Source organism: Sphingomonas sp. 28-62-20 (assembly GCF_002281505.1).
The window spans coordinates 112,033-127,375 of record NZ_NCGH01000001.1 but is presented as its reverse complement, the minus strand read 5'-3'; the positions used below and the strand labels follow the sequence as shown (position 1 = coordinate 127,375).

The 15,343-nt window shown below is 67.5% G+C and carries 17 protein-coding genes; 9 read left to right on the top strand and 8 right to left on the bottom strand.

Annotation, left to right across the window (positions count from 1 at the left end; all coding sequences use genetic code 11):
• Positions 1-11: 11 nt before the first annotated feature.
• Both B7Y43_RS00575 and B7Y43_RS00570 read right to left on the bottom strand, forming a co-directional pair.
• Entirely contained in the window at positions 12-710 is a 699-nt protein-coding gene (locus B7Y43_RS00575) for a dienelactone hydrolase family protein (RefSeq protein ID WP_374129665.1), read from the bottom strand.
• Positions 707-1,180, bottom strand: coding sequence for a methylated-DNA--[protein]-cysteine S-methyltransferase (locus B7Y43_RS00570; protein ID WP_374129664.1), 474 nt, complete (start codon positions 1,178-1,180; stop codon positions 707-709). The genes B7Y43_RS00575 and B7Y43_RS00570 overlap by 4 nt, the downstream gene beginning before the upstream one ends.
• A gap of 53 nt (positions 1,181-1,233) precedes the next feature.
• Between B7Y43_RS00570 and B7Y43_RS00565 the strand changes: the two genes are divergently transcribed.
• Genes B7Y43_RS00565 through B7Y43_RS00540 form a run of 6 tightly spaced genes read left to right on the top strand, consistent with a single transcriptional unit; the run spans position 1,234 to position 6,972 of the window.
• A complete protein-coding gene (locus B7Y43_RS00565) occupies positions 1,234-1,467 on the top strand; it encodes a DUF6489 family protein (RefSeq protein ID WP_374129663.1) in 234 nt (77 codons plus the stop codon).
• 3 nt (positions 1,468-1,470) lie between these two features.
• Positions 1,471-2,748 (top strand): tRNA uridine-5-carboxymethylaminomethyl(34) synthesis GTPase MnmE, encoded by a 1,278-nt coding sequence (gene mnmE / locus B7Y43_RS00560; protein WP_374129662.1) that lies wholly within the window; start codon positions 1,471-1,473, stop codon positions 2,746-2,748.
• A 54-nt stretch (positions 2,749-2,802) separates the two neighbouring features.
• Positions 2,803-4,638: a tRNA uridine-5-carboxymethylaminomethyl(34) synthesis enzyme MnmG gene (gene mnmG / locus B7Y43_RS00555; protein ID WP_374129661.1), complete on the top strand. Its 1,836-nt coding sequence runs from the start codon at positions 2,803-2,805 to the stop codon at positions 4,636-4,638.
• Positions 4,635-5,267, top strand: coding sequence for a 16S rRNA (guanine(527)-N(7))-methyltransferase RsmG (rsmG, locus tag B7Y43_RS00550; RefSeq protein ID WP_374129660.1), 633 nt, complete (start codon positions 4,635-4,637; stop codon positions 5,265-5,267). The genes mnmG and rsmG overlap by 4 nt, the downstream gene beginning before the upstream one ends.
• Positions 5,264-6,067: a ParA family protein gene (locus tag B7Y43_RS00545; RefSeq protein WP_374129659.1), complete on the top strand. Its 804-nt coding sequence runs from the start codon at positions 5,264-5,266 to the stop codon at positions 6,065-6,067. The genes rsmG and B7Y43_RS00545 overlap by 4 nt, the downstream gene beginning before the upstream one ends.
• The gene (locus tag B7Y43_RS00540) at positions 6,064-6,972 is read left to right on the top strand and encodes a ParB/RepB/Spo0J family partition protein (protein WP_374129658.1); all 909 of its coding nucleotides are present in this window, start codon (positions 6,064-6,066) and stop codon (positions 6,970-6,972) included. The genes B7Y43_RS00545 and B7Y43_RS00540 overlap by 4 nt, the downstream gene beginning before the upstream one ends.
• A gap of 3 nt (positions 6,973-6,975) precedes the next feature.
• On the opposite strand, the gene holA is transcribed toward B7Y43_RS00540, so the two are convergent.
• The 4 genes from holA to B7Y43_RS00520 are packed head-to-tail and all read right to left on the bottom strand — an operon-like array spanning position 6,976 to position 11,461.
• Positions 6,976-7,992 (bottom strand): DNA polymerase III subunit delta, encoded by a 1,017-nt coding sequence (holA, locus tag B7Y43_RS00535; RefSeq protein ID WP_374129657.1) that lies wholly within the window; start codon positions 7,990-7,992, stop codon positions 6,976-6,978.
• Positions 7,989-8,492: an LPS assembly lipoprotein LptE gene (gene lptE / locus B7Y43_RS00530; RefSeq protein ID WP_374129656.1), complete on the bottom strand. Its 504-nt coding sequence runs from the start codon at positions 8,490-8,492 to the stop codon at positions 7,989-7,991. The genes holA and lptE overlap by 4 nt, the downstream gene beginning before the upstream one ends.
• 8 nt (positions 8,493-8,500) lie before the next feature.
• Positions 8,501-11,017, bottom strand: a complete 2,517-nt coding sequence (leuS, locus tag B7Y43_RS00525) for a leucine--tRNA ligase (RefSeq protein ID WP_374129655.1) — start codon at positions 11,015-11,017, stop codon at positions 8,501-8,503.
• A 9-nt stretch (positions 11,018-11,026) separates the two neighbouring features.
• Positions 11,027-11,461, bottom strand: a complete 435-nt coding sequence (locus B7Y43_RS00520; RefSeq protein WP_374129654.1) for a DUF3576 domain-containing protein — start codon at positions 11,459-11,461, stop codon at positions 11,027-11,029.
• Between the two features lie 210 nt (positions 11,462-11,671).
• Between B7Y43_RS00520 and B7Y43_RS00515 the strand changes: the two genes are divergently transcribed.
• Positions 11,672-12,388, top strand: a complete 717-nt coding sequence (locus B7Y43_RS00515) for a hypothetical protein (protein ID WP_374129653.1) — start codon at positions 11,672-11,674, stop codon at positions 12,386-12,388.
• Here B7Y43_RS00515 and B7Y43_RS00510 read toward each other — a convergent pair.
• Positions 12,385-12,924 (bottom strand): thiamine phosphate synthase, encoded by a 540-nt coding sequence (locus B7Y43_RS00510; RefSeq protein WP_374129652.1) that lies wholly within the window; start codon positions 12,922-12,924, stop codon positions 12,385-12,387. The genes B7Y43_RS00515 and B7Y43_RS00510 overlap by 4 nt on opposite strands.
• A gap of 22 nt (positions 12,925-12,946) precedes the next feature.
• On the opposite strand from B7Y43_RS00510, the gene B7Y43_RS00505 reads away from it, so the two are divergent.
• Both B7Y43_RS00505 and B7Y43_RS00500 read left to right on the top strand, forming a co-directional pair.
• Positions 12,947-13,615 (top strand): YggS family pyridoxal phosphate enzyme, encoded by a 669-nt coding sequence (locus B7Y43_RS00505; RefSeq protein WP_374129651.1) that lies wholly within the window; start codon positions 12,947-12,949, stop codon positions 13,613-13,615.
• The gene (locus B7Y43_RS00500; protein ID WP_374129650.1) at positions 13,612-14,274 is read left to right on the top strand and encodes an HAD family phosphatase; all 663 of its coding nucleotides are present in this window, start codon (positions 13,612-13,614) and stop codon (positions 14,272-14,274) included. The genes B7Y43_RS00505 and B7Y43_RS00500 overlap by 4 nt, the downstream gene beginning before the upstream one ends.
• A gap of 7 nt (positions 14,275-14,281) precedes the next feature.
• Here the strand turns inward: B7Y43_RS00500 and ribA are convergent, their stop codons facing one another.
• Complete coding sequence (gene ribA, locus B7Y43_RS00495) at positions 14,282-15,340, bottom strand: GTP cyclohydrolase II (protein ID WP_374129649.1); 1,059 nt, start codon at positions 15,338-15,340, stop codon at positions 14,282-14,284.
• Positions 15,341-15,343 lie beyond the last annotated feature (3 nt).

Sequence of the window (15,343 nt, the reverse complement as noted above, 5' to 3'; positions counted from 1 at the left end):
ATCACGCCCGGTCACCCAATCGTGCGGGCGAAGAAATCGGCGGTGCGCTGATCGGCGAGGGTGGCAGCGGCTTCGGACCGGCGCGCGCCCATCTCGGTGGCGAAGCCGTGATCCTCGCCGGGATAATCGAACAGCGTCACCTTGGGGTGTTCGTCGAGCCCGTCATGCATCCGCTGCTGCGCGGCGGCATCGACGAAGTGATCGTCCTGGGGGATGTGGAGCAGCACCGGATGGGCGATCGCGTGTTTTTCGCCGAGCAGGCCATCGATTCCGACACCGTAATAGCCGACGCTCGCATCGGTGTCGGTGCGGGTAGCGGCCATGAAGGCGAGCCGGCCGCCAAGGCAATAGCCGACCAGCCCGACCTTGCCGCCGCCGATCTGCGTGCGTGCCGCACGGATCGTCGCTTCGATGTCGCGCACCCCGAGATCCTGATCGAAGTCGCCCATCAGCCCGAGCGCCCGCTGAAATTCGGCGGGGACATCGGGATCGAGCGTAATGCCGGGTTCGAGCCGCCAGAAGAGATCGGGCGCGATCGCGAGATAGCCCTGCGCCGCGAGCCGGTCGCATTTGCGGCGGATGCCGGCATTCACGCCGAAAATCTCTTGAATGACGATGATCGCCGCGCGCGGCGCGCCCTCGGGGGCGGCGCAATAAGCGGCGAATTGGCGATCATCGCCAAGCGTGTCGATCGTGATCATCTGGCTCATTGTCGGTCTCCGAGGTGGTGTCGTTCATGCGCGATCAGCCACGTCTTGGTGGCGGGGCCTTCGCCGGCGGAATAGGCACCGAGCGCGCCGTTGGCGGCGAGGACGCGGTGGCAGGGGACGATGATCGGGAAGGGATTGCGCGCGCAGGCCTGGCCGATCGCGCGCGGGCTCGATGCGAACATCCGGGCAAGGTCGCCATAGCTTGCCGTCTGGCCATAGCCGATGCCAGTGATCCCGGCGCGCAGCGCCCCGCCGCGCGGCGTCGCCGCTGGAGCAAGCGGCAAATCGAAAGCGTGGCGCTCGCCGGCAAAATATTGGTTGAGCTGGTCAAGCGCCTCGGCGAGCAGCGCCGATGTTCCACGTGAAACCGAGCCGGCACCAATCCTGACCGCCGTCAGGACCGGCCCGTCCACTGTCACGGAGATGACACCGATCGGCGTTGCGATTTGAGCGTGATCGCGCAAAGACATGGCGAGGCTATGCCCGTCGGCAGGCCGTCGCTCAAGCGGAGTCAGTCAGTCCGATGAAAATCAACGTCGAAGTCGAATGCACGCCCGAAGAGGCGCGCCGGTTCATGGGGCTCCCCGACCTGACACCGCTGCACGAAAAATATGTCGGCAATCTGCTCGAATCGATGGACGGCACCGTCAAGCCCGAAATGATCGAAGCGGTGATGCGCAGCTGGGCGCCGATGGGGGAGGCGGGCATGACTTTCTGGCGGCAATTGTTCGACGGCGCGACCAAGCCCAAGAGCTGAGCGATGGCGACGATCTTCGCGGTGGCAAGCGGCCCGCCGCCCGCCGCGATCGCGGTGATGCGGATCAGCGGGCCGCTGGCGATCGACGTCGCGACACGGCTTGCGGGCACCTTGCCGCCGCCGCGCCGCGCTGCCGTGCGCGCGCTGCGATCGGCGCGCGGGTCACTGCTCGATCGGGCGCTGGTGATCGTGTTTCCCGGGCCGAACAGTGTGACCGGTGAGGATATGGTCGAATTGCATCTCCATGGCGGGCGCGCTGTGGTCGCGGCGGTAGCGGAGGCGCTCGCAGCGATGGACGGTGTGCGGCCGGCAGTGGCGGGCGAATTCACCCGCCGCGCGTTGATCGCCGGGCGGATCGATCTTGCCGAAGCCGAGGGGCTGGGCGATTTGCTGGCCGCCGAGACCGAAAGCCAGCGCCGCGCCGCGCTGAGGGTCGCCGAGGGGGCGATCAGCCGCGCGGTCGAAGGCTGGCGGCTGCGCGTGCTCGCCGCGGCGGCGACGATCGAAGCGGCACTCGACTTTGCCGATGAGGATGATGTTGGCGCGCCCGACATTGCAGCGGTGTGCGCCGCGTTGCACGAGCTGAAGGAGGAGATCGAGCGGATGCTCGGCGCGCCACCGGTCGAGCGTCTGCGAGATGGCGTACGCGTGGTGCTCGCGGGGCCGCCCAATAGCGGCAAATCGACCTTGCTCAACGCGCTGGTCGAGCGCGAGGCTGCAATCGTCTCGCCGATCGCGGGGACGACGCGCGACCGGATCGAGCAAAGTGTCGTACGTGGCGGGATGGCGTTCATCCTGACCGATACGGCGGGGCTCGCCGAGGGAACTGATGATGCGATCGAGGCAATCGGGGTCGCGCGCGCGAAGGAAGCGATGGCGGGTGCCGACCTTGTCCTCTGGCTCGGCGAGGATCCGCCAGCGGCAGGCAGTTCGGTACTCTGGCTCGCTGCGCAGGCCGATCGGCTCGACCGATCGGGGGCCACGGGTCGGCTGGCGGTGTCGGCGGTGACCGGGGCGGGGATATCGGCGCTTTGGGCGGCGATCGTCGACCGGGCGACTTCGCTGGTGCCGCGCGAGGACCAACTTGCGTTGAACGCGCGCCAGCGGGGACATTGTGCCGATTGTGCGGCGGCGCTCCGCGCCGCGGTGGAAGAAGAGGATATGCTGGTGGTGGCGGAACAGTTGCGGCTGGCGCGGGGGGCACTCGACCGCATCACCGGTGCGGCTCAGGTCGAGGATATGCTCGATGCGCTGTTCAGCCGCTTCTGCATCGGGAAATAGCGTTTCACGTGGAACAGTTTTGACTTGGGTGTTTGAAGGCCCTAGCGAACCGGCATGGGAAACTTCGATGTCATTGTCGTTGGCGGCGGTCATGCCGGCACCGAGGCCGCAGCGGCGTCGGCGCGGCGTGGCGCGCGGACGGCGTTGATCAGTTTCGACCCCGCCAAGATCGGCGCGATGTCATGCAATCCCGCGATTGGCGGGCTCGGCAAGGGGCATCTGGTGCGCGAGGTCGATGCCTTTGACGGCCTGATCGCGCGGGCGACCGATGCCGCCGGCATCCATTATCGCATGCTCAACCGAAGCAAGGGCACGGCGGTGCAGGGCCCCCGCGTCCAAGCCGACCGGCTGCTCTATGCCCGCGCGATCCGCACGATGCTCACGGCGCAGCCGGGGCTGACGATCGTTGCCGGCGAAGCGGCGGCGCTGGTCGTCGAGGGTGAGCGTGTTGCCGGCGTCGTGCTCGGTGACGGCAGCTTAATGCGAGCGCGATCGATCGTGCTGGCGACGGGCACCTTTCTGGGTGGGCGCCTGTTCCGTGGCGAGGAGCGCATGGCGGGCGGCCGGATCGATGAATTCGCCGCGACAAAGCTCGGCGAGCAGCTTCGCGCGCTTGCCTTACCGATGGGCCGGCTCAAGACCGGGACGCCGCCACGGCTCGACGGCCGGACGATCGACTGGGCCCTGCTCGGTGAGCAGCCTTCCGATGGTGACGGCTGGACGATGTCGCCATTGACGCGCACGCGTGCGCTACCGCAGCTGTTCTGTGCGATCACCCGGACCAATGCCCGGACGCACGACATCATCCGCGAAGGCCTTGATCGCTCGCCGCTCCATTCGGGCGATATCGGCGGACCGGGGCCGCGCTATTGCCCGTCGATCGAGGACAAGGTCAGCCGGTTCGGCGACCGCGACGGGCACCAGATCTTTCTCGAGCCCGAAGGGCTGGGCGATCCTCTGGTCTATCCAAACGGTATCTCGACCTCATTGCCGATCGACGTCCAGGCGGCGATGATCCGATCGATCGCCGGGCTGGAACGAGCCGAGATCGCCGTGCCGGGCTATGCGGTCGAATATGATTTCATCGATCCGCGCGCGCTGAGCCCGACTTTGGCGCTGCGGGCGATGCCGGGACTTTTCTGTGCCGGCCAGCTCAACGGCACCACCGGCTATGAGGAAGCCGCAGGGCAGGGACTGATCGCGGGGTTGAATGCGGCGGCGCACGCGCTCGATACCGCGCCGGTGCTGCTCGATCGCGCGTCGAGCTATCTCGGGGTGATGATCGACGATCTGGTGCTCCACGGCGTTACCGAGCCCTATCGCATGCTGACCGCGCGCGCCGAATATCGGTTGCGGCTCCGCGCGGACAATGCCGAAACGCGGCTGGGCGCGCTTGCCGACGCGGCCGGCTGCCTCAGCGAGGCCAGACTCGCGCGCTATCGGGTGCGGCGCGAGGAATCGGCGCGGGTGGATGAAGCGCTCGAGCGCGTGCTGCCTGCGGGCGCGCTCGCGGCGGCGGGTGTCGTTCAGGACGGTGTGCGGCGGACCGCGCGTGACTGGTTGCGGTTTCCGGGCGTGGCGGTGAGCGCTGTCGCCCCCGAGCTGATCGACGATGTCGATGCGGCATTACTCGCCGAGATCGCCGAGGATGCGCGCTATGCGCCCTATCTCGAGCGCCAGACGATCGAGATCGCCCAGCTGCGCCGCGACGAGGCGCTGCCCTTGCCGACCGAGATCGATTATGCGCGCATCCCTGGGCTGTCGACCGAGATGATCGAGCGTTTGACTCGCGCCGGGCCGACGACATTGGCGGCGGCGGGGCGGATCAGGGGGATTACCCCGGCGGCGCTCTCGGCAATCCTGCTCCACAGCCGCCGTCGCGCGGCATGACCGAAGAGGGCATGACCGAGGAGGAGGCGCGCAGCTGGATCGTCGAGCGTTTCGGCGTTTCACGTGAAACCTTGGTCGAGCGTTTTGTCAATCTGTTGGTCGCCGAATCGACGCGTCAGAATCTCGTATCGGCAGCGAGCATGGACCAGATCTGGCGGCGCCATATCGTCGATTCGGCGCAATTGCTTGCGCTCGCCGGGGCGCCCGAGGATGGCCACTGGATCGATATCGGCACCGGCGCGGGGTTTCCCGGGATGATCATCGCCTTGCTCTCGGATCGCCCGGTGACGCTGATCGAGCCGCGCCGCAAGCGCGCCGATTTCCTCACCGATGCCGCAAAAACGCTCGGGCTGGCGCGGCGCGTCGTCGTCCACGCCCGACGCGCCGAGCAGGTGACGATGACCGCGTCGGTGATTTCGGCGCGTGCGGTGGCGCAGCTCCCCGAATTGCTCGCCGCCGCCGCGCATCTGTCACATCGCGAGACTTTATGGCTGCTGCCAAAAGGTCCTTCAGCGCGGGAAGAGGTGGCAGCCGCGGCGCAGACGTGGCATGGTTCGTTTCACGTGGAACACAGCATTACCGAAGCCGGATCGCTCATCATCACCGCAAAGGGTGTGGCCCGACGATGAACTGCATCACGATTGCCAATCAGAAGGGCGGCGTCGGCAAGACGACGACCGCGATCAATCTCGGTACCGCGCTGGCCGCGACGGGCATGAAGGTCTTGCTGCTCGATCTCGATCCGCAGGGCAATGCCTCGACGGGGCTCGGCATCAGCCGCGCCGATCGCGCACGCTCCTCCTATGATCTGCTGGTCGGCGACGCGACGCTCGACGAGGCGACGATCCCGACCAAGGTGCCGCGGCTCGACATCATCCCGGCGACGGTCGATCTGTCGGGCGCCGAAATCGAGCTGGTCGAGTTCGAGGAGCGCACCCACCGGCTCGACAAGGCAATTCGTCGCGCCGAAGGCGATTGGGACGTGATGCTGATCGATTGTCCGCCGTCGCTTGGGCTGCTGACGATGAACGCCATGGTCGCGGCCGATTCGCTCCTGGTGCCGTTGCAATGCGAGTTCTTCGCGCTCGAAGGGCTGAGCCAGCTGCTCAACACCGTCGAGCGAATCCGCACGCGCTTCAATCCCGGGCTGTCGATTCTCGGGGTCGCGCTGACGATGTATGATCGCCGCAACCGGCTGACCGAACAGGTTTCCGACGATGTTCGCGCGGTGCTCGGCCGGGTGGTGTTCGATACCGTCATCCCACGCAACGTGCGGCTTTCGGAAGCGCCGAGCCATGGCCTGCCCGCGTTGATCTATGATCATCGCTGTCCCGGATCGGAAGCCTATATCGCCCTTGCCCGTGAGTTGATCGCGCGGTTGCCCGATCATGCCCCCCAACCCGCCCCCAGAAGCGCCAGAGCTGCATGACCGAACCAACCGCTCCGACCCCCGTTGCCCCGCGCAAGCCCCGGCCAGGGCTGGGGCGCGGGCTCAACGCACTGATGGGTGATATCGCCCGCGAGGAACCGATCGCCCCCGGATCGACTCCCGGACCCGGCTTGCGGATGTTGCCGGTCGGGTCGCTGACGCCGCACCCCAACCAGCCGCGTCGGCGATTCGACGAGGCAGCGCTCGAAGAACTCGCCAATTCGATCGGATCGCGTGGGCTGATCCAGCCGATCGTCGTACGCCCGCACGGCAAGGGGTTCCAGATCGTCGCCGGGGAGCGCCGCTGGCGCGCGGCACAGCGCGCGCGGCTCCATGAAGTACCGGTGATCATTCGCGATTTCGATGATGCCGAAACGCTCGAAGTCGCGCTGGTGGAGAATATCCAGCGCCAGGATCTGAACGCCATCGAAGAGGCCGAGGCTTATGCGCGGCTGATCAGCGATTTCGGGCATACCCAGGATGCGCTGGCGCGGATCGTCAACAAGTCGCGCAGCCATGTCGCCAATCTGATGCGGCTGCTCGACCTGCCGGCGAGCGTCCAGAGCAGGGTCGTCGAGGGCGCGATCACGATGGGGCATGCCCGCGCGCTGATCGGCGCCGCCAATGTCGAAGCACTGGCGGGTGAAATCGTCAGCAAGGGGCTGTCGGTGCGCGAGACCGAGCGGCTCGCGCGCACTGCCAAGCCCGCGACCGGGCGCACGGTCCACAAGGGCGCCGACGGGCAAGACCATGACGTTGCCGCGCTCGAGAGCCAGCTCGCCGATTTGCTCGGGCTGGGGGTGCGGGTCACCTTCGGCGCAAAGGGCGGAAGCGTGACCTTGACCTACTCAACGCTCGACCAGCTCGACATGATCTGCCAGCGGCTAAGCGGCGAGCCGCTGTAGCCACTATCGGCGCTGAACGGCGCGCGCGACGGCGACGAAGGCGGCATCGGCGAGGACCTGCCCGGCGGTTGCTGACGCCATGATCGCGCGCTCGGCACGTCGGAGATGATCGATCGCGGCATTCAGGCGGCGCGGGGTCCAGTGCCGCAGCGCTCGCGCGGTGCCCGTCTTTTCTCGAAAAAACACGTTGTGCCGGTCCACCACGGTGGTGATCGGCGCGCCGGCGGCCACCTCGCCGCTCATCTCGGCGAGCGCCATCAGCCGGCGGACCAGTCCGCGCAGCAGCGGAATCGGGGAGACGCCGGCCTCGCTCAGGCGCGTGAGTTCGTTGCCGAGCAAGGCGGCGTCGCCGTCGATCGCTGCCTGGATGGCGCTCGCCATCTCGGCATCGGCAAGGTCGGCGCCGATCGCGTCGATCGCAGCGTCGTCGAGCGGGCCCGGTCGATCGGGCGCGGCATCGAGAAACAGCGCCAGCTTCTCGACCTCGCGCGTCAGGACGGCACGGTCCCCGTTGGTCGCGGCGACGAGTCGCGCGGCGGCGGTCGGTGTCGCGCGCAAGCCGTGTTCGGCGGCGATCATCGTCGCGAGCTGGGTGCTGTCGGCGCCGGTGAGCGGGTAACATTGCAGGCTGAGGATCGACGGCGTCGCAATCGCGTATTTGACGAGCTTGCCCGTGCCCTTGATTCCCGGCGCGATCATCGCGACCGGATTGCCCGCGCGTTCCGCCGCAATCAGCAGCTCGACGGCCTCGAGGCTCTCCTCACCCGCGCCGGTGACTCGAATGTGGCGTGCGCCGCCGAAGAGCGACAGCGAGGCGGCTTCGGTGACGAGCCGGCCCGGATCGGCCTTGAGCGCGGCGCCATCGAGATCGACCCGCTCGGCATCGGGCCCCATCGTCCGCGCGAGCCGCGCCGCCCATTCGCGCGCGCCCGATTCGTCGGGCCCGTGGAGGAGATAGAGGCGGACGCCGCTGCTGCCCGAATCAATTGCCGTGCGGAGCTGATTGACATTGGCCTTCACGGTTCGGCGGGGCTCGTCCGTTCGGCGTAAAGCGCGATTCGCGAGACGATCTGGCTGGCGATCGTTCCGGAAAGCCGTTCGAGCGCGGTATTCTCGGCCGCAATCGTCGCATATTCCGAACCAACGACATCGATGCCCGCGTCCGAACCCGCCGTCGCATCGAGCAGCACTGCGCCATTGGCGAGATCGATCAATTGATAACGCGCGCGCAAGGTGCGGCGTTCGCGGGTGATCGTGTCGTCGCCGCGTACGCCGAGACCGGTCACCTTGTCGTCGAGCCGGACCTCGAGTCGATAGGTGGGCGAGGTGCCGCGATCGGCGCCGAGCTGATCCCGGACGGCATTGCTCACCAGCCAGCCGGCCTTGCCCTCGATCGGCGCGACCTCGATATGCCCGAGCATCGATGCCACTCGGCCGCCGCCGCCGCCGCCATAGAGCGGATGCAGCCCGCAGCCCGCCAGCAGCAGACCGAGCGCGAGCGCGAGCGGGGGGCGATTCATCCTGCGGGTCATGCGACGAGATTGACCAGACGATCGGGCACGATGATCACCTTCCGCGGCGGCTTGCCGTCGAGCAGACGGACGATCTTGTCCGATGCCAGCGCCGCCGCCTCGACGATAGCACGATCGGTGCCGCGCGGCAGCGTCAACGTGTCGCGCAGCTTGCCATTGACCTGGATCGCGATCGTCACGTCATTCTCGACGAGCAGGGCGGGGTCGACCGCAGGCCAGGCCGCATCGGCGATCAGGCCGCTGCCGCCGCGCACCGCCCAGGCCTCTTCGGCGAGATGCGGGACCATCGGCGATACCAGCCGCAGCAGGGTATCGAGCGCGTCGGTACGCGACGGCGAGGGTGCGGCGCGTTCGATCGCGCTGGTCAGTTCATAGAGCCGCGCGACCGCCTTGTTGAAGGCAAGCGCCTCGATATCGCCCGCCACGCCGGCGATCGTCTGGTGAAGCTTGCGATCGAGCGCATCATCGCGCTCGGCGTCCGAGGCGGCGGTCACCGGCGCGTCGAACAGCCGCCACAGTCGCTGGACGAAGCGCCATGCGCCCTCGATGCCCGATTCGCTCCACGGGAGGTCGCGGTCGGGCGGACTGTCCGACAGCATGAACCAGCGCACCGCGTCGGCGCCGTACTGATCGACGATCGGCTCGGGATCGACCGTATTCTTCTTCGATTTCGACATTTTCTCGACACGGCCGATCGTCACCGGCGATTGATCGAGCCGCGTGACCATCACGCCATTGTCGGCGACGACCTCGTCGGGCGACAGCCATTTGCCATCGGCCGACTTGTACGTCTCGTGCGTCACCATGCCCTGGGTGAACAGGCCTTCGAACGGCTCGGCAATGTCGAGCTTGCCGGTGCGCTGGAGCGCGCGGGTCCAGAAGCGCGCATAGAGCAGGTGGAGAATCGCATGCTCGACCCCGCCGATATATTGCGTCACCGGCAGCCATTTTTCGGCCTCGATGCGGTCGAAGGGCTTGTCACCCGGCTGGCTGGCGAACCGAATGAAATACCACGACGAATTGACGAAGGTGTCGAGCGTATCGGTCTCGCGCCGGGCGTTGCCGCCGCACGTCGGGCAGGCGACGTGCGACCACGTTGGATGCCGTTCGAGCGGGTTGCCGGGGACGTCGAAGCTGACGTCCTCGGGCAACACGACCGGGAGCTGATCGTGCGGCACCGGCACCGCGCCGCACGCGACGCAGTGGATGATCGGGATTGGCGTGCCCCAGTAGCGCTGGCGGCTGACCCCCCAGTCGCGCAGGCGGTATACGGTCTGCCCGGCGCCCCAGCCATCTTCTTCGGCGCGGCGGATCACGGTGCGCTTGGCGTCCTCGACATCCATCCCGTCGAGAAAATGCGAATTCACCAGCGTACCCGGGCCGGTATAGGCGGTGTCGCCGAGAAACACCGGATCCTCATGATCGCCTTCGGAGACGACGCGGCGCACGGGCAGGCGATATTTGCGGGCGAAATCGAGATCGCGCTGATCATGCGCAGGTACCCCGAACACCGCGCCGGTGCCATAGTCCATCAGCACGAAATTGGCGATATAGACGGGCAATTGCCAGGTCGGATCAAAGGGATGCGTTGCCGTCAGCCCGGTGGCGAAGCCAAGTTTTTCTTGGGTTTCGAGCTCGGCAGCGGTGGTGCCGCCCTGGCGGCACTGGGCGATGAAGGCGGTGGCATCGGCGCTGGTTTCGGCCAGCGCCGCCGCGATCGGGTGATCGGCGGCGACCGCGACGAAACTGGCGCCGAAGATCGTGTCGGGCCGGGTGGTGAACACGGCGACATCGGCACCGTCGGACAGCGCAAAGCGGAACTGCAGCCCCTGGCTCTTGCCGATCCAGTTTTCCTGCATCAGCTTGACCTTATCGGGCCAGTTTTCGAGCGCACCGAGCCCGTCGAGCAGGTCGTCGGCGAAATCGGTGATCTTGAGGAACCACTGATTGAGCTTGCGCCGCTCGACCAGCGCGCCCGAACGCCAGCCGCGCCCGTCGATCACCTGTTCATTGGCGAGCACGGTCATGTCGACCGGATCCCAGTTGACCGCCGATTCGCGGCGATAGACGAGGCCGGCTTCGTAAAGATCGAGGAACAGCGCCTGTTCGGGGCCGTAATAATCGGGCTCGCAGGTGGCCAGTTCGCGGCTCCAGTCGAGCGCGAAGCCGAGCCGTTTGAGCTGCGCGCGCATCGTCGCGATGTTGGCGCGGGTCCAGGCACCGGGATGGACGCCCTTTTCGATCGCGGCATTTTCGGCGGGCATGCCGAACGCGTCCCACCCCATCGGATGGAGCACGTTCATGCCCGTCATCCGGCGATAGCGCGCGAGCACATCGCCCATCGTATAGTTGCGGACATGCCCCATGTGGATGCGCCCCGAGGGATAGGGGAACATCTCGAGGATGAAGGTTCGCGGTCGATCACTGGTATCGGAAGCCGCGAAGGTGCCGCGTTCTTCCCAAACCGCCTGCCACGCCGCGTCCGCCTTCAGCGCGTTGAAGCGCGACGCCATAGGCCGCGCCTAGCTGGCGAGCGCGGCACGCCGCAAATCGCGGGCGTGCGTGAGGATGATGTCTTCAAGCTTTTGCGCGGTCGCGGCGCGGGCCGGGGCATCGATCCATTGGCCGTTGCGATTGATCTGCCGCAGCACGGCGACACGGACCGCATCGGCGCGCAAATCCTGATCGAGAATCGACACGGTGACCTTCATCCGCTCGGCCGGGGCCGCGGGATTGGCATACCAGTCGGTGACGATCACGCCGCCCGCCGAATCGGTCTGGAGCAGGGGCATGAAGCTCAGCGTGTCGAGCGTCGCGCGCCACAAATAGCTGTTGACGCCGATCGTGGTGACTCGGGACGCCGCCAGATCGCCGCGTGGGCGATCACGGCCGCCGCCACAGGCTGCTACCGGAAAAACGAGCGAAACCATCAGCGCGGTGCGCAACAGGCGAGTCATGGGCAACATCCTGGACGAAAAAAATCGATCGGCTGGCATCTATAGATGGTCTGCCGCCCGCCGCAAGCGCGGCGCCGGGCGGCGCGATCGAAGCCGGGCGCTTCGATTGTGGGCGGAATGCCACAGTCCCTAATAAAGTGAATCAAGGCAGTGGTATGGCACGATCGAATTGTGTTAGGCGAAACGAAGATAAAGAGAGGCTTTTGCATCGTGCGTCGTCGGCTGATCGCGGGAACCATAGTGGGGGCGCTTGTCGTCACCGGTTTCGTCGCGCCGGCGATCGGGGCATCGGACGTCAACGCCCGGCTGGTTCCGGTCGAGTCGCTGAGCGCGACCCGCAGCATCACCAGTTTTACCCCGGCGTCTGCCGATCCGCGGCTCGCCGCGTTGATCGCACGCAGCGGGCTCGAAGGCGGCGATTATCGCTTTACCCCATCCGAATCGCGCCGCACGGTCAGCCGTGCCGTCACCGTCGCGGTGCGCGCGCGGTCATCGCTGGTGATCGGCCCGCAGCATGGCGCCGAGCCGGAAATTCAGGGCGCGTCGGTCGGCTTGGCGCCGATCGCCTATAATCTTGGCGTCTCGGTCGGCTGGAAGCGATTCGCGCTTTCCGGAGACGTGACGCGAGTCGAGCTGGCCAACGCGCCGGGCAGCCGCGAAGCCTTTGATCTGGGCCTGAGCTATGCCGGCAAGCGCGTGACGGGGCGCGTCACCGCGACCGCCGATCGTCCGTTGCCGATCGGGCCCAAGCTGGTCAGCGAAGATCCAAGCTATGCGGTCGATGTCGGTGGTTCGTATCGGCTCACCCGCAATGTCGATCTGACGGCGGGGCTTCGCTACAAGACCGAGAATAACCGGCTCGAGCGGCTTGCCGACAACCGGCGCGACAGCCAGGCCGTCTATATCGGCACGGCGCTCCGCTTCTAACCTTTGGGCGCAGCCCAGGCGTCGATCGCTGCCCAGCCGTAAAATCCGAGACCGATCAGCATCCGTCCGCGCCTGGCGTTCATCCCGCCGAGCGCGATCGCCGGGACGCGGGCCTGCCGCGCCAGGGCCAGCGCGCGAAGCGTCCCGAGCGGACGGGCGCCCGGATGCGACCGGGTCGCGAACACCGGCGCCACAAAGATCAGGTCGGCGCCGGCGCGCTGTCCCGCGATCAGCTCGCGGGCATTGTGGGCGGGCCAGGTCTTCAGTCCGCGATCGCGCCGGGCGATGCGGCCATGCTGCCCCGAGTCGCCACGACCGAGCCGATCGGCCCCGCCACGCACGACGATCAGCCGACGCCGCCTGGCGGTCTGCATCACCTGTTGGAACAGCGCGCGCCGGGTCGCCGCTGGCAACCCATAGTGGCGAAAGACGATGCCGCTACCGCGCGGCAGCCGCTCGATCGCGTCCCTGAGCGACTCGCCCATCCGTTCGTCGGTCATCAGCCATAGCCGGGGCAGGGGGTGGCGGGCGCGCATCGCCCTGCCTATAGCAGCCGCGATGACGACCAGCGATGCTTCCCGGCGGCTTGCCGATATTGAGAGCCGGTTCGACCGCGCGGCCGCGCTCGCGGCGAGGCCCGCGGGATCGGCAACGCTGATCGCGGTCTCCAAAACCCAGCCCGTCGAGGCGATCACGCCGCTGATCGATGCCGGCCAGCGCGTGTTCGGCGAGAACCGCGTCCAGGAGGCGCAAGCGAAATGGCCCGCGCTGCTGGAGAAGACGTCCGGGCTGGCGCTCCACCTGATCGGCCAGCTTCAGTCGAACAAGGCCGAGGACGCTGTGGCGCTTTTCGACGCGATCCATTCGGTCGATCGGCCTTCGCTGATCGCCGCGCTCGCGCGGGCGATGGCGAAGATCGGCAAGCGCCCGGCGTGCTTCCTCCAGGTCAATATCGGTGACGAGCCGCAAAAGGGCGGCGTGCCGACTGCCGGGCTCGCCGCGCTGGTCGTGGCGGCGCGGGCGGCCGAGCTGCCGCTCGCCGGGCTAATGTGCCTGCCCCCCGCCGATCTCGAGCCCGCCCCCTATTTCGCGCTGCTGGCCAAGCTCGCGCGCGATCACGGGCTCGACGGGCTGAGCATGGGGATGTCGGGCGATTTCGAGACCGCGGTGGCGATCGGCGCGACGCACGTCCGCGTCGGCAGCGCGCTGTTCGGGCCACGCGCGTGAAGGTTGCCGGGCTGATCTTCGATTTCGACGGGGTGCTGATCGAGAGCGAGTTCGCCGGCAACCGGCACCTCGCCGAGTTGCTCACCCGACTTGGCTACCCCACCACACTCGAACAATCGATGGCGCGGTTCATGGGGCTGTCGGGCGCCGACTTCGTCGCCGCGGTCGAACGCTGGATCGGACGCCCGCTGCCCTCCGATTTTTCGGTCGCTCGCGCCGCAGAAGATGCACGCATCATGGCAGAGGGAATCGATCCGGTGATGGGCGCGGTCGAGTTCGTCCGCCATTTGCCGCCGGCGCTGCCGCGCGCGATCGCCTCGTCGAGCTCGACGCGCTGGATCAATCGCCACCTCGGGCATATCGGGTTGAGCGCCGCGTTCGGTGCGCATGTCTATAGCGGCAAGGAACATGTCGTCCGGGGCAAGCCCGCACCCGATCTCTATCTCCACGCCGCCGCGGCGATCGGCGTGCCGATCGAGCGCTGCGCAATCATCGAGGATTCGGCGGTGGGCGCGACCGGGGCGGTCGCCTCGGGCGCCTATGTCATCGGGCTGTGCGCGGGCAGCCACTGCGCCGATGGACACGATGCGGTGCTGCGGGCCATCGGCGTCGATGCGATCGCGCATGATTTTGCCGAGGTCGCGCGGCTGCTCGCTTGAGTCCGCTCTAGAATTCGTGGCCGGTCCGGTCGCGTTTGGTGGCAAGATAGCGTTCGTTGTGCGGGTTGGCGGGCAGGATGTGCGGCACGCGCTCGACGACCGTGATCCCCGCCGCCTCGAGTTGCGTGACCTTTTGCGGGTTGTTGGTGAGCAACCGCACCGATCGCGCGCCAAGCAGCGCCAGCATCCGCGCCGCCACCGCGAAATTGCGCGAATCGACCGCGAAACCGAGCCGGGTGTTCGCATCGACGGTGTCGAACCCCTGATCCTGGAGCGCGTAGGCGCGCAATTTGTTGATCAGCCCGATCCCGCGTCCCTCCTGACGCAGATAGAGCAGGATCCCCCAGCCATTCGCGGCGATTGCGGCGATGGCGGCATCGAGCTGCGGCCCGCAATCGCATTTGAGGCTGCCGAGGACATCGCCTGTGAGGCACTCGCTATGAAGGCGGACGAGCGGGGGGGCGCCATTGGGCGCGCCGATCAAGAGGGCGATATGCTCGCCGGGCATTTCCGGGGTGCGGAAAGCGACGATCTCGGCATCTTCCGCCCCGGCGACCGGCAGGTGCGCGCGTGCGGCGATGGTGAGCCGGGTGGCGTCCTCATGCGCGTCGATATCGGCAAGCGCGATCACCAGATCGGCGCTGCCGCCCTCGATCACGAAAAAGGCCGGGAGGATTCCGGCCAGCGTCGCGAGCCGCAGCGCGCCGCGCGCGGCTTCGGGATCGGCGAGATCGATCGCGCGGAACGGACCCTTCATCGGCATCGCCAGATCGAACTGCGGATCGGCGAGCGCGGTCGCGGTCGCGAAATCGAGCCAGCGCGCGCGCTCGATGAGGACAGGACATTCGGGCGATGCTGCTGCGCGCTGGTTGGCGAGCCGGAGCGTTACCGCGCGGCCCGACGAGAGCAGCACCGGCGCGGTGCCCTCCGGATCGAAGCCGGCGAGCCGGACTGGATCGGCGGTCTCGATCGCGAGCAGCGCGAGCGTGCAGTGGCCGGTGGCGATGGCGAGCGGCCAGCCCCGGCGCAGCGAATCGATCGCGCGTTCGGCATCGCCGGCGCTCATGCC

Excerpts from the sequence above, each read along its gene's own strand:
- B7Y43_RS00570 (WP_374129664.1), bottom strand. The coding sequence starts at position 1,180 with ATGTCTTTGCGCGATCACGCTCAAATCGCAACGCCGATCGGTGTCATC.
- ribA (WP_374129649.1), bottom strand. The coding sequence starts at position 15,340 with ATGAGCGCCGGCGATGCCGAACGCGCGATCGATTCGCTGCGCCGGGGC.
- B7Y43_RS00505 (WP_374129651.1), top strand. The coding sequence starts at position 12,947 with ATGACGACCAGCGATGCTTCCCGGCGGCTTGCCGATATTGAGAGCCGG.
- mnmG (WP_374129661.1), top strand. The coding sequence starts at position 2,803 with ATGGGAAACTTCGATGTCATTGTCGTTGGCGGCGGTCATGCCGGCACC.
- B7Y43_RS00510 (WP_374129652.1), bottom strand. The coding sequence starts at position 12,924 with ATGCGCGCCCGCCACCCCCTGCCCCGGCTATGGCTGATGACCGACGAA.
- lptE (WP_374129656.1), bottom strand. The coding sequence starts at position 8,492 with ATGAATCGCCCCCCGCTCGCGCTCGCGCTCGGTCTGCTGCTGGCGGGC.
- leuS (WP_374129655.1), bottom strand. The coding sequence starts at position 11,017 with ATGGCGTCGCGCTTCAACGCGCTGAAGGCGGACGCGGCGTGGCAGGCG.
- B7Y43_RS00545 (WP_374129659.1), top strand. The coding sequence starts at position 5,264 with ATGAACTGCATCACGATTGCCAATCAGAAGGGCGGCGTCGGCAAGACG.
- mnmE (WP_374129662.1), top strand. The coding sequence starts at position 1,471 with ATGGCGACGATCTTCGCGGTGGCAAGCGGCCCGCCGCCCGCCGCGATC.
- B7Y43_RS00520 (WP_374129654.1), bottom strand. The coding sequence starts at position 11,461 with ATGACTCGCCTGTTGCGCACCGCGCTGATGGTTTCGCTCGTTTTTCCG.
- rsmG (WP_374129660.1), top strand. The coding sequence starts at position 4,635 with ATGACCGAAGAGGGCATGACCGAGGAGGAGGCGCGCAGCTGGATCGTC.
- B7Y43_RS00575 (WP_374129665.1), bottom strand. The coding sequence starts at position 710 with ATGAGCCAGATGATCACGATCGACACGCTTGGCGATGATCGCCAATTC.
- B7Y43_RS00565 (WP_374129663.1), top strand. The coding sequence starts at position 1,234 with ATGAAAATCAACGTCGAAGTCGAATGCACGCCCGAAGAGGCGCGCCGG.
- B7Y43_RS00540 (WP_374129658.1), top strand. The coding sequence starts at position 6,064 with ATGACCGAACCAACCGCTCCGACCCCCGTTGCCCCGCGCAAGCCCCGG.